Below are 14,637 nucleotides of genomic sequence, written 5' to 3' on the forward strand. Positions count from 1 at the left end.
CCGATTGCTGCTGCCGTGCGACATAGCCAATCAGGTCGACAGGGCTGCTGAAGGATAGGCAGCCACTGGAGGCGGCTCGTTGCCACGGGTGCCATTCCGTGTGCGTTTCCGTGCAAGCGGAAATCACGAGTTCTTGCGAACGACACTGATGACGGTACAGTGCAAGTCACGAACAGGACGCCGCATGAACGGTGCCGCTCGATGGAGGAGGAAACAACAATGACTGCCAGCGCAACGGAGTGGTCTACGGCGGCTCACCCACGGCGAGACTCGTACGAGGAGTGGGAGAGCAAGCTGCAGGAGGTCTATGGCGCCTTCCGGTTCGACAGCAAGCCCAGCGACGCATTCTCGGCCAGCATCAGACACCGCGTCGTTTCCGGCTTCCAGGTGGTGGATTGCCGCTGCGATCCCTGCGGTGCGACGCGTACCGGATCGGAGATGTCCCTGGACACCCGAGAGGTGCTGGGCATTCAGCTGGTCCTGCAGGGACGCGAACACATCTCTTTCGGGCACGAGCAGATCGTGCTGACACCAGGCGACCTGCTGATCTGGGATACCACCCGGCCGATGCGCTTCCAGGTGATGGAGAGTCTGCACAAGGTTTCGGTGTTGTTGCCGCTGGCGCGTCTGCAGAGTTGGCTGCCTCGGAGCTGGCATTCGATACGGCACAAGCTCGACAAGGACTCGAACGCCGCCAAGCTGATGGCGTCATATGTTCGTTCGGTGTCGCCGATGTTCATGAGCGGTGCCTTCAGCCAGAGCGATGGCCTGACCGAATCGGCGATCGGCCTGCTGGTCACCGCGCTCGAGGAGCCGCAGTCACCGATCTCGACCTCGCTGCGCGAAGTGCAGATGGAGCAGGTTCGTGGCTACATCGACGCCCATCTCGAAGATCCGGAACTCTCGCCGGCGACCATCGCCAACGGCACCCGAATTTCCGTTCGCTATCTGCACTGGCTGTTCAAGAGCACGGGAACGACGGCGTTCCAGTACGTCGTGCATAAGCGCCTGCTGCGCTGTCGTCTCGATCTGGAGAATCCCCGGATGCAGGGCCGGAAGATCATCGACATCGCCTATTCCGCAGGCTTCCAGAACGCGACGCACTTTGCGCGTCGATTCCGGGACGAATTCGGCATGAGCCCGAAGGACTATCGTGATTCACGCGCCGAGATTGCGGCCAATCCCGGATAGGCAGCTTTCACCAGCGTGCGTGAGCGCGCCGTGTCACCTGCACGGTGAGCTGCGCCGGGACAGCGCAGCTTTACCGGTCGATCATCTCGCTAACCAGCGTCGTCAAGGCCGCAAGCTCGAAGGGCTTGGTGATCACTCGCATGTCGTGCGTCAGATGACCGTTGCCGACGACCGCGTTCTCGGCGTATCCGGTGGCGAACAGCACCTTGAGATCGGGCCGGACGACTCTGGCTGCGTCGGCAACCTGTCGGCCATTGAGGCCGCCGGGCAGGCCGACGTCGGTGATCAGCAGATCGATGCGGGTATCGGACTGCAGGATCTTCAGCCCTGATGGCCCGGTATCCGCTTCAAGGACGCGATAGCCCGCTTCCTCGAGCACCATGACCAGCAGCATGCGGATCGATTCTTCATCGTCGATCACCAGCACGGTTTCGCCGTGGCCGGTCTGCGCTTGTTCCTGGGTGGCGATTTCATCCGGCGTGTCCAGTTCACCGATGAAGCGGGGGAAGTACAGACACATCGTCGTGCCCATGCCGAGTTCGGAATAGATCCGCACCTGGCCGCCCGATTGCCTTACGAAACCATGAATCATCGACAGCCCCAGGCCGGTGCCTTCGCCGATCGGCTTGGTGGTGAAGAAAGGATCGAAGGCGCGGGAGATCACTTCGGGCGTCATGCCGGTGCCGGTGTCGGTCACGCATAGCGACAAGTACTGGCCGGGCTCGAGATCGCGTTCCTGTGCCGCGTTTCGGTCCAGCCACTTGTTGGCGGTCTCGATAGTGATGCGGCCGCCATCGGGCATCGCATCGCGGGCGTTGATGACCAGATTCAGCAGGGCGTTTTCGAGCTGTGGCGGATCGACGAGGGTGGGCCACAGGCCGCCGGCGCCGACCACTTCCACTTCGATCGCCGGGCCGACGGTGCGGCGAATCAGGTCTGCCATTCCGGCGATCAGCCGATTGACATCGATGGGCTTGGGATCGAGCGTCTGGCGCCTTGAAAAAGCCAGCAGGCGCTGGGTCAGCGCGGCAGCGCGATTGGTGGAGGTTCGCGCTGCATCGATCAGTCGCTGGACGCCGTTGAGGCGACCTTCCTGCAAGCGCTTCTCGAGCAGTTCCAGGCTGCCGGCGATGCCGGCGAGGAGATTGTTGAAGTCGTGTGCGATACCGCCAGTGAGCTGGCCGATCGCTTCCATCTTCTGCGACTGCCGTAATGCTTCCTGAGCTTGCGCGAGCGCTTCGGCCGCGGCGCGCTCCTGAGTGACGTCATGCCCGATGCAATAGATCAGGCCGTCTTCCTCGACGCCGAACCAGCTGATCCAGCGATAGCTTCCATCCTTGCATCGATAGCGATTGGGGAAACGAAATGCGGGGTTTTCGTCATCGATCGCCTGAAACCCCAGGCGCGTGGATTCCACATCATCAGGATGCAGCAGCTCGAAAATGGACTGTTGCGAAACTTCGTTTTCGGTCCAGCCGAGCAACTGCTGCCAGGCCGGATTCGAGGTCTCGAAATAGCCTTTGCGATTGAGGGCGCCGAGCAGGTCCGGACAGAGTTTCCAGATCTGTCCGCGTGCCTGGGTGCGCTCGATGACCTGGCGTTCGAGGTCGGCGTTAAGGTCTCTGAGTCTGGCCTCGCTGTCGCGCAGCGCGACTTCTGCCTTGGCGCGTTCGGTAACGTCGGCACCCTCGACGAAGATGCCGGATACCTGGCCGTAGGCGTCCTTGATCGGCTGGTAGACGAAATCGAGCAGCCGTTCCGTGGCCTGAGCGCCGGGCATCGGCGGGGGCTCATAACGGGCACTTGAGGCCACATAGGTTTCGCCGGTCTCGAATACCCGGTCCAGCACTTCTATGTATTCCCGAGCCATGGCATTGACGACAATGTCGGAGACCGTCAGCCCGACCACATCGCTGCGTCCGACCAGCTTCAGATAGCCCGGATTGGCCAGGGCGATCCGGTGCTCCGGGCCGCGCAGCAGAGCCATGAAGGTCGGAGCCTGGGTGAACATCTGAGTCAGCTGCTCGCGCTCTGCGGCGAGCTGACGACCGGCCTGCACGGCCTCCGTGGTTTCCACGACGAAGGCGATCACGCCGCCGGGCTGTCCGCTTTCGTCGAGCACCGGCGAGTAATCCAGGTTCAGCCAGAGCGTCTCGGGTCGACCGTGCCGTTGCAGCACCATTTCCTGGTTGCGATAGGTGAGCGTGCCGCCGGCCAGCCCCACGTTCATCACGTTGTCGTTGAAGTCGCTCGCCTCCGGCCAGGCTTCCCGGATCTTGGTACCCAATAATTGCGGGTGACGATGGCCGGCGAAAGCCGCGTAGGCGTCGTTGTAGATCAGGATTCCGTCCGTGCCCCAGAGCAGGGCGATGGGAATCTTCGCGAGCAGCAGGATATTGGTAGTCGTCTTCAGGCTCACCGGCCACTGATCGATCGGCCCCAGGGCGGTGCTCGACCAGTCGTGGTCGCGGATCAGCCCGGCGAGGTCCGCCGACTCTGTGTGCAAGGTGGTGTTCGTCATTCCGAACTTATCGTTATGAAGTGGCCGTGAACGAGCTGCTTACCGCAAGTTATTCGTCGATTATTGCCTCGCGCTCAAAAAGAAACCACGGCATGTGCCGTGGTTTGGGTCTGCGGATCCGCTGCTTCTCCAGATGAGAAGAAGCGGAACATCGAGCGGAAGCTTAGCCAGCCGGACCAGCCGCTTCGTCCTTCAGCGCTTCGACCTGGATTTCCAGAGTCACCTTGCCATCCGGAATCGCCTTGCCGACGCCGTAGCTGACGCCGAAATCGGTGCGATCGATCGTGGCGCTGGCATCGGCGCCGCAGACTTCACGCTTGTAGAACGGATGCGGAATGCACTTGAACTGGTTGACCGTCAGGTGCACCTGCTTGGTCACGCCGTGCAGGGTCAGGTCGCCGTCGACAGCGGTCAGGGTGTCGCCGCTGAAGGTCAGCTTGGTCGACTTGTAGGTGGCCGTCGGGTACTTGGCGACATCGAAGAAGTCTTCCTTCTTGGCGTGCTCGTTCATCTTGTCGAGGCCGAAGTCGATCGAGGTCATGTCCATCAGGATTTCGATCGAACCGGTCTTGGCCGCACGATCGAGCACAACGGCGCCACTGTTCTTGTCGATCTTGCCGCGCCAGAACGAGATGCCGCCGATATGCGCGGCCTTGAAGCTCGGATAGGTGTGGCTGGAATCGATGGTGTAGCTCTCGGGCGCAGCGAGCGCGGCACCGCAGGCCAGCAGCAGGGCGGCGGGAAGCAGCGTGTTCTTGAGGTTCAACATTGTTTGGGGCTCCTTGTCAGTCTTGAGTTCGAAAACAGCTTGCGGCGAATCGGTGATGCAAAGGTTCAGCCTGCGGCGGGCACGGCGATGCGGAAGCGGATCTTCACCGTGTCTTCGACGGTGTCATCCCAGCTGGCACTACCGATCGCGAAGGCCTTGCGGGAGATCGACACGGTGCCGCTGTAGGTGGTCAAGCCGCCTTCGGTCTTGGCGGTGACCGGCACTTTCAGCTCGATGGTCTTGCCCTTCAGGCTGAGCTTGCCGCTGGCTTCGAAGTTGCCCGGCGTGGTTGGCTTCAGACCGCTGGTCACGAAGCTCGCCTTGGGGAATTTCGCGGTATCGAACCACTCCGGCTTGCGGACTTCGGCGTTGTAGTCGTCATCGCCGATATCGAAACTCGCGGTGTCGATATCGAAATGGGCACGCGCTTCGGCCGGCTTGGCGGGATCGAAATCGATGCCACCGCTGAACTTCTTGAACGGCGCGTTGACGGGCACGCTCATCTGGGTGAACTCGGCGCTGATCGAGCTTTTCGCGGCGTCGATGGCGCGTTCGGCAGCGAACGCGGCAGGTACGGAGATCAGGCTCGCCAGTGCGAGAACGGCGGTTATGGATCGGAAGTGCATGGGGGCGATCGGGTCTCGGACAGGTCGGTTCAACGGGACGGCAGCATGCGGCGCAGCGTACCGTCCCGATCGATCAGATGATGCTTGAGTGCAGCGGCAGCGTGCACGGTGACCAAGGCAGCCATGGTCCAGTTCAACAGCTCATGGACTTGTTTCAGCGCCGTCGCCAGTTCCTTGTCCTTGGCCACCAGGTCCGGCAGGCGCAGCGCCTTGATGCCGAGATAGACCACCGGATAGCCCGAGGCCGAGCTGTACAGCCAGCCACTGAGCGGAATCGCCAGGATCAGCACATACAGCGCGAGGTGCGTGTAGTGCGCCGCGCGTAACTGCCATAGCGGCTGTCCCGGCAGCGGCGCTGGCACCGGATGACTCAGACGCCAGCCGATGCGGATCAACGCCAGCGCCAGCACGGTGATGCCGCTCCATTTGTGCCAGGAATACAGCTTCAGCTTGTCCGGACTTAAGCGCAGCCCGGTCATGTACAGGCCGACTGCGAAGCCGCCGATGATCATCAGCGCCATCAACCAGTGCAGCGCAATCGCGGGGCGGGTGTAGGCCTTGTTGTCGGACATGACGGGAACTCGAAGATGGCGACACCGTAACGCGCCACGCTGCGCATTGCCACCGCCGATTGCCATCGAGGGAATATCCCTTGTTGACGTATGACTGACGATTTTCGATACTCGTCACATGAGAAGCGCTGCCATTACCCAGCCCGACATCCGGGACCGCATCCTGACCGAGGCCGAACGTCTGTTCCGGGCCTTCGGTTATTCCAAGACCACCGTCGCCGATGTCGCCCAGGCCTGCGAGATGTCACCGGCCAACGTCTATCGCTTCTTCGAGAGCAAGGCGGCGATCAACGAAGCGATCACCGAAGTGGTGCTCGCGCGGATGGAAGCGATGTCGCTCGGCATCGCCCGCGAGAGCCGGCCGGCGGCGGATCGCCTGAAGCGCCTGATCATGGAAGGCCATCGCTTCGCCTGCGAGCAATATCTCAATGAATCCAAGGTTCACGAGATCGTCATCAAGGCGATGGACGAACAGTGGAGCGTCATCGATGCGCACATCGAACGGATTCGCGCCTGCTTCCGGCTGGTCATCGAAGACGGCGTGCGCAGTGGCGAATTCGTGGCCGAGCACGTCGAGGAAAGCTGCCAGTGCGTGTTCAACGCGGTGATTCCGTTCTGCCATCCGCAGATCGTCGCCGAACGTTTTTCGCAGGATCGCGGCCGCCAGGCGGCGTTGATGGCCGAGTTTCTGGTGGCCTCGCTGCTGCTCAGACCGAAGTGATTCGACGGTCACAGATGTCAATTTCCAATAACGAATAACAGCGTTTCGTCAACGGCCTGCTTCGGGCCGGAACGAATCGCTGACCGCGCTGCAGGGAGCGAGCATGACCGTCACCGAGCACCAGTCCGGCGTGCTGCGAACGCTGAAATCTGTCCCTGCTTCGGCCGGCCTGATCGCCTTGCTGTTGCTGTCGGCCTGCAGCAAGCCGCCAGTCGTAGCCGAGGAGGTGCGCTCGGTGCGCACCATCGTCGCGGCGCCGGGCGCGATCGACGCTCGCAATATCTACGCGGGCGAAGTGCGGCCGCGGTATGAATCGAACCTCGGTTTCCGGGTGACCGGCAAGATCGATCAGCGCAAGGTCAACGTCGGCGATCGGGTCAAGAAGGGTCAGTTGCTGCTGCAACTCGATCCGGCCGATCTGGCGCTCAACGAGGCCTCCAGCCAGGCCACCGTCGCCGCCCAGGAAGCACAGTTCGCGGTCGAGAAGGCTGACCTCGGACGCTATCGCAAGCTGCTCGATACCGGCTTCATCAGCGCCGCCGAATTCGATCGCCAGCAGACCCGTTTTGCCGCCGCCGAAGCGCAACTCGCCTCGGTGAAGGCGCAGGCTCGGGTCAGCGGCAACCAGACCGGCTACGCACAGCTGCATGCCGATGCCGATGGCGTGATCACCGCGATCGATGCCGAAGTCGGGCAGGTGATCGCGGCCGGCCAGACCATCGTCCGTCTGGCCCAGGCCGGCACCATGGAAGTGGCCGCCAATGTGCCGGAACAGTTGCTGCGCACGCTGAAACCGGATGCGCCGGTGACGGTGATGCTGTGGACCGTCGACGGCCGTGAGTTCCCCGGCCGCATTCGCGAACTGGCGTCGTCGGCTGATCCGGCGACGCGCACTTATGCGCTGCGGGTGACGGTCGACAAGCCGCCGCCGGAGATGCAGCTCGGCATGACCGCGAGCATCCGCATCCAGGGGCCGAAGCTGGCATCGCTGATCCATGTGCCGCTGACGGCCTACACCGAGCAGAAGACTGTGCACGGCGTCTGGGTGTTCGACGAGGCAAGCAGCGAGGTGCACTTCCGGCCAGTGCGGCTGAGCGGCTTCGACGGCAATAGCGCCTTGATCGCGGAAGGGCTGACAGCCGGCGAGCGCGTGGTCACCGCCGGCGCGCCATTGCTGCGCGAAGGCCAGAAGGTGCGCCTGATGCCTGATGCGGTCACGCCGGCGACTCCAGACGCCGCAGGCTGAATGCCATGAACCAACCAGGTTCTGAAGGCGGCTTCAATCTGTCGCGCTGGGCGATCGAGCATGCTTCGTTCACCCGTTTCATCGTCGTGCTGCTGATGATCAGCGGCGTCTTCGCCTATCTGAATCTCGGCCAGAAGGAAGACCCCGAGTTCACCTTCCGGATCATGGTCGTGCGTGCCTACTGGCCGGGCGCCACCGCGGCGGAGATGGAGCAGCAGGTCACCGATCGCATCGAGGAAAAGCTCGAGGAAACGCCGTGGCTGGATCGCACGCAGAGCTATTCCAAGCCCGGCGAAACCCAGGTCTTCGTGTTCCTGCGCGAGGACACGCCGCCGAAGGACGTGCGCAACGTCTGGTACCAGGTGCGCAAGAAGGTCGGCGATGTTCAGGGCCAGTTGCCGCAGGGCGTGCAGGGGCCGTTCTTCAACGATGAGTTCGGCGACACCTATATCGCGATGTACGCCTTCCACGCCGAAGGCTTCACCTATGTCGAGCTGAAGGATTACGTCGACACCGCACGCAAGGTGTTCGGCGCTGTGAAAGGTGTCGAGAAGGTCGATCTGCTCGGCGAGCAGCAGCCGAAGATCTTCGTCGAGTTCTCGTACCGCAAGTTCGCGCAGCTCGGCATCACTTTCCAGCAGTTGTCCGAAGCGCTGCGCGGCCAGAACATCGTCGTGCCGTCGGGGCAGCTGAACACCGAGGAGCGTGCGCTGTTCGTGCGGGTCGACGGCACTTACGGCGATCTCGCAGCGATCGAGGACACCCGCTTCCGGGTCGGCCGCTCGACCTTCCGGCTCGGCGATTTCGCCAAGGTCTATCGCGGCTATGAAGATCCGCCGCGGATGAAGATCCGCCATCGCGGCAAGGAAACCATCGCGCTCGGCGTGGTGATGGAGAAGGACAGCGATGTACTGAAGGTGGGTGAGCAGCTCGACAGCACGCTGGCGCGGCTGCGCGGCAGCTTCCCGGTCGGCATCGAGGTCAATCAAGTCACCGATCAGCCGAAGGTGGTGAAGAGCGCAGTCGGCGAGTTCGTGCAGTCGCTGGCCGAGGCCGTGGTCATCGTGCTGGTGGTCAGCTTCTTCAGTCTCGGCCTGCGCACCGGCATGGTCGTGGCACTGACCATTCCGTTCGTGCTCGGCGTGACGTTCCTGGCGATGGACTGGGCCGGCATCCAGCTGCAGAAGATTTCGCTGGGCGCGCTGGTGCTGGCGCTCGGGCTACTGGTCGACGACGCGATGATCGCCGTCGAAATGATGGCGCGGAAGCTCGAAGAGGGCTACGACAAGCTGAAAGCGGCCTCGTTCGCCTACACCTCCACCGCGTTCCCGATGCTGACCGGCACGCTGATCACCGCCGCTGGCTTCCTGCCGGTGGGCTTCGCGAAATCGGCAGCCGGCGAATACACCTTCTCGATCTTTGCAGTCGTCGGCATGGCGTTGGTGATCTCCTGGATCGCCTCGGTCTATGTCACGCCCTGGCTTGGCATGATGCTGCTCAAGGAGCGCCCGGCCGGTGAGCATCACGAGCTGTTCGACACGCCGTTCTATCGTCGCCTGCGCGGGGTCATCGACTGGTGCGTGGCGCAACGCAAGACGGTGATGATCGCCACGTTCGCCGCCTTCGTGCTTGGCGTTGCCAGCTTTGCAGTGATCCCGCAGCAGTTCTTTCCGGACTCCACCCGCGACGAGCTGATGGTCGATCTCTGGCTACCGGAAGGCAGCAGCTATCTGGCCAGCGAAAACATCGCCAAGCGCATGGAAGCGAAGCTGGCGGCCGATCCCGATGTCGTCGATTACGTCGCCTATGTCGGCAACGGTGCACCACGTTTCTATCTCTCGCTCGACCAGCAACTGGCCCACGTCAACTTCACCCAGTTCATGGTCGTGGCTCACGATCTGAAGGGCCGTGAACGTCTGCGCGCGCGTCTTCGTACCTGGATCGCCGAGGAATTCCCTGAAGTGCGCGGCCGGGTCGATCCGCTGCCGAACGGCCCGCCGGTTGGCTGGCCGGTGCAGTTCCGGGTGCAGGGGCCGGACCCGAAGCTGGTTCGCAACTATGCCGATCAGGTCAAGGCGATTATCACCGCCAGCCCGTTTACCCGGAACGTCCACGACAACTGGCACGAGTCGATTCTGGTGGTTCAGGACCGCATCGATCAGGACAAGCTTCGCGTGCTCGGCATCACCAGCGAGCAAGTGCGCGGCGCGGGCCAGACGATCCTGTCCGGCAGCGTCATCGGCACTTATCGCGAGGCCAATCGCAACGTCGAGATCATCGCTCGCCAGCCGCTCGACGAGCGCTCGCGGATCAGCGATCTGGCCGATGCCTACATGCCGACGGCGAGCGGCGTCTCGGTGCCGTTCTCGCAGTTCGGCAAGGCGCAGCCGGCGTTCGAGCCCGGTGTGCTGTGGCGCTATTCGCGGCTGCCGGCGATCACCATCCAGGCGGAAACGGCGCCCGGCAAGCAGGCGCCGGACGTCACCAATGCCATCGATCCGCAGCTCGATGCGCTGCGCGCCCAGTTGCCGGTCGGCTATGCAATCAGCATCGCCGGCACGCTGGAGCAGTCGAAGATCGCCAACGATTCGATCAACGCGCAGATGCCGATGATGCTGGTCGTCATCGTGGTGCTGCTGATGATCCAGCTGCAGCACTTCGGCCGCACGGTGATGGTGCTGCTGACCGCGCCGCTCGGCGTCATCGGCGCCGCTGCTGCGCTGCTGGTCACCGGCCTGCCGTTCGGCTTCGTCGCCTTGCTCGGCGTCATCGCGCTGGCCGGCATCATCATGCGCAACTCGGTGATCCTGGTGGATCAGATCGATCAGGACATCCAGGCCGGCCACGATCCCTGGACGGCGATCGTCGAATCAGCGGTGCGACGCTTCCGGCCGATCGTGCTGACGGCAGCGGCGGCGGTACTGGCGCTGATTCCACTGGTGCGCAGCACCTTCTTCGGGCCGATGGCAGCAGCGCTGATGGGCGGCTTGATCGTTGCCACGGTGCTGACCATGACCTTCCTGCCGGCACTGTACGCAGCCTGGTTCCGGGTGCGCCGGCCGACGTAGGTGGTGCTGGACCGCCCTTCCGTCGTTCGCCGCCGCCTGTAGGCATTTCCGCCCCCAGCTGGCTTCCCGGCTGAGGGTTGGCCCTTTTGTTGCACTGCACATAACTGCCAGATCGGCACCAGATCGGCAGGAGCGCAGTGATGAACGGAATCGTGAGGGCAGCAGGCAGGTGGCTTTCGGCGGCGGCGCTGACTTTGGTCGCGCTGCCCGTGGCGGTGCAGGCCGAGTACGAAGACGACGCGACGGCGATGGCCACGGCCCGCGTCTCGGAGGAAGTACGGTTTCGAGGCGCCAGCGACGAGGTGATGCTCGCTGGCACGCTGAGCCGCCCGGCCTATGTCGCGCGCGATCTGCCGGTGCCGGCCGTGGTGCTGATCCACGGTAGCGGCCCGAACGACCGTGACGAGACGCTCTACGGTCACAAGCCGTTCCGCATGCTGGCTGCGGCGTTCGAATCGGCGGGCTATGCGGTGCTCCGCTACGACAAGCGCGGCGTCGGCGAATCCAGCGGCAATCTTCGCGCTGCCACTCTTATCGACTACGCCGCCGATGCCGAAGCGGCTTTCGACTACCTGCGCAGCCGCCCGGATATCGATGCCACGCGCATCGGCCTGCTCGGCCACAGCGAAGGCGGCATGATCGCGCCGATGATCGCCGCCCGGCGCAGCGACGTCGCCTGGTTGGTGCTGCTGGCACCGCCAACGGTGACTGGCCGCGCAATCTCCGAATACCAGAACGTCCAGGGCGCGCTCGACCGCGGCGCCAGCTAGCAGGCCGCGCTGGCCGCTGCCGCCGAGGCCGGCCGTCTGTTCGACATCCTGCAGGCCGATCTGCCGACCGAGCAGCGTGATGCCCGCCTGTGTGCCGCGCTGCAGCGGATCGGCGAGCAGCGGCATCTGTCAGAGGCCTTCGTCGAAGGGCAACGGCAATCGCTCAGTTCGCCGTGGTTCCGCCACATCCTCAGCTATGACCCGGCGCCGACGCTGGAGAAAATCCGCAAGCCGGCCCTGGTGCTGTTCGGGGCGATGGACCACCAGATCGCGCCGTCGCTGAACGAAGCGCCCGCGCGTGCCGCGCTGAAAGGCAATGCCGCTGCCGAAGTGCGCGTGCTGCCCGGCGTCAACCACCTGTTCCTGAACACGCACTCTGGTGCAGTATCGGAATATCCCCGGCTCGGCGGCGGCCTGTCGCCGGTCCTGCTCGACACCTTGCAGGACTGGCTGGCCGTCCAGTCGCGGAGGGGACAGGACAATCTGATTGCTACCGCCGCCTACTACGACGCCCGATGACCCAACTGCGCGACACCACCATCTGGATCACCGGCGCTTCGAGTGGCATCGGCGAAGCGCTTGCGCTGAAGGCCGCTGAAAGTGGTGCGAAGCTGGTGCTCAGCGCGCGCCGCGAAGCCGAGTTGCAGCGAGTGCGCGCGGCCTGCGCCGATCCTTCGAAAGTGGCGATGTTGCCGCTCGATCTGCTGGCTTTCGATGGCGAGGCGGCGGTGGCCAAGGCTGAAGCCTGTTTCGGGCCGATCGACGTGCTGGTCAACAACGCCGGCATCTCGCAGCGCAGCCGGCTGGTCGATACCTCGATGGAGGTCTATCGGCAGCTGATGGAACTGGATTTCTTCGCCCCGGTGGCACTGACCCGCGCGCTAGTGCCGGGCATGCGTACACGCAAGCGCGGCCACATCGTGATGATCTCGTCGATCGCCGGCCGCATCGGCGCACCACAACGCACCGGCTACTCGGCGGCCAAGTTCGCGCTGGCCGGCTTCACCGAAGCGGCGCGCGCCGAGTTGTGGCGTGACGGCATCCAGTTCACTGCCGTCTATCCCGGGTATGTGCGCACGCAGATTTCGGTCAACGCCGTGAAAGGCGATGGCCGCGCCAATGGCGTCACCGATCACAACATCGCCGGCGGCATCAGCGCCGAGGATTGCGCGGACGACATCTGGGATGCCGTCGAGACCAATCAGGAAGAAGTGATGATGGGCGGCAAGGAAGTGTTCTACGAGCGTCTCAAGCGCTATGCGCCGCAGTTGTTCTCGTTCGCGCTGAAGCGGTCGACACCGAAAGCCTGAGCGGAGCGCTCGGCAGTTACAGCTGCCCCAGCAGCTCCGCAACTCGCCGTTCGGCCCAGCTTTCCAGGCGCAGGTTCTCGATGAAGCCGCAGTGGCCGCCACGTCGCGGCGCGTCGTAGGCGATCACCGAACCGCGCGCGCCCAGGCCGTCGAAATCGCGGATCGGGATCACCGTGTCGTCCTGCGCGGTCAGCACCGCGAGCGGCGAGGGCGCGCCCATCAGCATCGGCGGCGTCAGCGTGTAGGTGGCGAGATAGTCGTCCAGCGTGTCGTACTCGGTGTGCTCGACGACAAAGCGGCGGGTGATGCCGACGAAGCTGTCGATGCGCTTCAGCTCGCTGAAATCGTAGCGGCCGGGCCAGGCTTCGGCCTTGGCGTCGAGCGTCTTGCGCCACTTGTCGAGGAAGTAGCGCTTGAACACGGCCGGGCCGTTGTCGATCGCCAGCAGGGTGGCGCCGGGATCGATCGACGGTGAAATGCCGATCGACAATTGCGGTGTGATGCCAGCGGCTGGTCCGAGCAGGCCGACTCTCAAGGCGAAGTTGCCGCCCAGCGAGAAACCGATCACCGCGAGCTTCTCCGCGCCATCGAGCGCCTGCATGCTGCGCACGGCGTTCAGCACTTCGGCGATGCGTGCCGAGTGGAACATCCGTTCGTTGAGGCCGTGCGTGCCGGCGTGATCGCGCAGGTTCAGGCGGAACACGTTCCAGCCGGCTTCGTAGACGCGCGCGGCCATCGAGTACAGATAAGCCGAATCGTGGCTGCCTTCCCAGCCGTGGATCAGCACCACCAGGCCGCGTGATTCGCGATCGGCAGGCTGGCGCGAGTGCATGCCGGTGAGGCGCACTTGCTGGCCGTGTTCGTCGACGCCGCAGTCGAGCAGATGCTGCATCGCCACGTCGCTCATGCCATTGCCGCGCTTCTGCCAGCGCTTGATCACCGGCCGCTTGCCGGCGAGCACGGTCTGGATCAGCTGTGGCGCCAGCAACAGGCTCGGGCGGAACCGGCCGACGATCGACGATTCGCTGCTCATGCTGACGCTCCGGCTGGACTGAGCAGGCGCGCCAGCGTGCCTTCATAGACAGCGCTCAAGGCATCGAGATCGACGACGCGCACATGCTCGTCAACCTTGTGGATGGAATCGTTGACCGGGCCGATCTCGACCACTTCGGTGCCCATCGGCGCGATGAAGCGCGCATCCGATGTACCGCCGCCGGTGAACAGCAGCGGCGTCAGGCCGGTGACGGCGCGGATGCTTTCCTTCGCGGCTGCGATCAGCGCGCCCTGGCGGGTCAGGAACGGCAGGCCGCTGAGCCACCAGCTGGCTTCGTAGCGCAGACCGTGGCGATCGAGCACTTCGTGCACGCGCGCTTTCAGGCTGTCGGCGGTCGATTCCGTGCAGTAGCGGAAATTGAAGATCAGCTCGGACGTGCCGGGAATGACGTTGGTTGCGCCGGTGCCGGAGTGAATGTTCGAGATCTGGAACGAAGTCGGCGGGAAATGGGCATTGCCGGCGTCCCATTCGATCGACACCAACTCGGCCAGCGCCGGTGCCAGGCGGTGGATCGGGTTGTCGGCCTTCAGCGGATAGGCGACATGGCCCTGCTTGCCGAATACGGTCAGATTGCAGCCCAGCGAGCCGCGCCGGCCGATGGTGATGCGATCGCCGAACGCGGCGTCGCCGGTGGCTTCGCCGACGATTGCGTAATCCGGCTTGATGCCGCGCGATTTCAGCACTTCGACGACGTGCTTGGTGCCGTGATGGGCCAGGCCTTCCTCGTCGCTGGTGATCAGGAAGGCGATGGTGCCGTTGACCTTGCCTTGCGCCAGCAGGCGCTCGACG

At 63.9% G+C, this 14,637-nt stretch carries 13 protein-coding genes; 7 read left to right on the top strand and 6 right to left on the bottom strand.

Annotated elements, in window-relative coordinates; translation table 11 throughout:
• Positions 1–219 precede the first annotated feature (219 nt).
• Entirely contained in the window at positions 220–1,191 is a 972-nt protein-coding gene (locus tag QZY06_RS14630; RefSeq protein ID WP_295685813.1) for a helix-turn-helix domain-containing protein, read from the top strand.
• Positions 1,192–1,261: 70 nt separating this feature from the next.
• Here the strand turns inward: QZY06_RS14630 and QZY06_RS14635 are convergent, their stop codons facing one another.
• The 4 genes from QZY06_RS14635 to QZY06_RS14650 form a co-directional block, all read right to left on the bottom strand.
• A complete protein-coding gene (locus tag QZY06_RS14635; protein ID WP_295685814.1) occupies positions 1,262–3,712 on the bottom strand; it encodes a hybrid sensor histidine kinase/response regulator in 2,451 nt (816 codons plus the stop codon).
• Positions 3,713–3,875: 163 nt separating this feature from the next.
• The gene (locus QZY06_RS14640) at positions 3,876–4,481 is read right to left on the bottom strand and encodes a YceI family protein (protein ID WP_295685815.1); all 606 of its coding nucleotides are present in this window, start codon (positions 4,479–4,481) and stop codon (positions 3,876–3,878) included.
• Positions 4,482–4,546: 65 nt separating this feature from the next.
• On the bottom strand, positions 4,547–5,107 hold the full coding sequence (locus tag QZY06_RS14645; RefSeq protein ID WP_295685816.1) for a YceI family protein: 561 nt from the start codon (positions 5,105–5,107) through the stop codon (positions 4,547–4,549).
• A gap of 29 nt (positions 5,108–5,136) precedes the next feature.
• Complete coding sequence (locus QZY06_RS14650; protein ID WP_295685817.1) at positions 5,137–5,679, bottom strand: cytochrome b; 543 nt, start codon at positions 5,677–5,679, stop codon at positions 5,137–5,139.
• A 118-nt stretch (positions 5,680–5,797) separates the two neighbouring features.
• Here QZY06_RS14650 and QZY06_RS14655 point away from each other — a divergent pair, with 118 nt between their 5' ends.
• The 6 genes from QZY06_RS14655 to QZY06_RS14680 all read left to right on the top strand — a co-directional run bounded on the left by QZY06_RS14655 (position 5,798) and on the right by QZY06_RS14680 (position 12,794).
• Positions 5,798–6,400: a TetR family transcriptional regulator gene (locus tag QZY06_RS14655; protein ID WP_295685818.1), complete on the top strand. Its 603-nt coding sequence runs from the start codon at positions 5,798–5,800 to the stop codon at positions 6,398–6,400.
• Positions 6,401–6,503: 103 nt separating this feature from the next.
• On the top strand, positions 6,504–7,646 hold the full coding sequence (locus QZY06_RS14660) for an efflux RND transporter periplasmic adaptor subunit (RefSeq protein WP_295685819.1): 1,143 nt from the start codon (positions 6,504–6,506) through the stop codon (positions 7,644–7,646).
• 5 nt (positions 7,647–7,651) lie between these two features.
• Complete coding sequence (locus QZY06_RS14665) at positions 7,652–10,714, top strand: efflux RND transporter permease subunit (RefSeq protein WP_295685820.1); 3,063 nt, start codon at positions 7,652–7,654, stop codon at positions 10,712–10,714.
• A 140-nt stretch (positions 10,715–10,854) separates the two neighbouring features.
• Positions 10,855–11,484, top strand: a complete 630-nt coding sequence (locus QZY06_RS14670; RefSeq protein ID WP_295685821.1) for an alpha/beta fold hydrolase — start codon at positions 10,855–10,857, stop codon at positions 11,482–11,484.
• A 255-nt stretch (positions 11,485–11,739) separates the two neighbouring features.
• Complete coding sequence (locus tag QZY06_RS14675) at positions 11,740–12,003, top strand: hypothetical protein (protein ID WP_295685822.1); 264 nt, start codon at positions 11,740–11,742, stop codon at positions 12,001–12,003.
• Positions 12,000–12,794 (top strand): SDR family oxidoreductase, encoded by a 795-nt coding sequence (locus QZY06_RS14680; RefSeq protein ID WP_295685823.1) that lies wholly within the window; start codon positions 12,000–12,002, stop codon positions 12,792–12,794. The genes QZY06_RS14675 and QZY06_RS14680 overlap by 4 nt, the downstream gene beginning before the upstream one ends.
• 16 nt (positions 12,795–12,810) lie before the next feature.
• On the opposite strand, the gene QZY06_RS14685 is transcribed toward QZY06_RS14680, so the two are convergent.
• Both QZY06_RS14685 and dapE read right to left on the bottom strand, forming a co-directional pair.
• Complete coding sequence (locus tag QZY06_RS14685) at positions 12,811–13,827, bottom strand: alpha/beta fold hydrolase (RefSeq protein ID WP_295685824.1); 1,017 nt, start codon at positions 13,825–13,827, stop codon at positions 12,811–12,813.
• A partial coding sequence (gene dapE / locus QZY06_RS14690; protein WP_295685825.1) for a succinyl-diaminopimelate desuccinylase occupies positions 13,824–14,637 on the bottom strand: 814 nt, incomplete at its 5' end. The genes dapE and QZY06_RS14685, both read right to left, overlap by 4 nt.

Source organism: uncultured Nevskia sp., assembly GCF_903885465.1.
Classification (GTDB): domain Bacteria; phylum Pseudomonadota; class Gammaproteobacteria; order Nevskiales; family Nevskiaceae; genus Nevskia.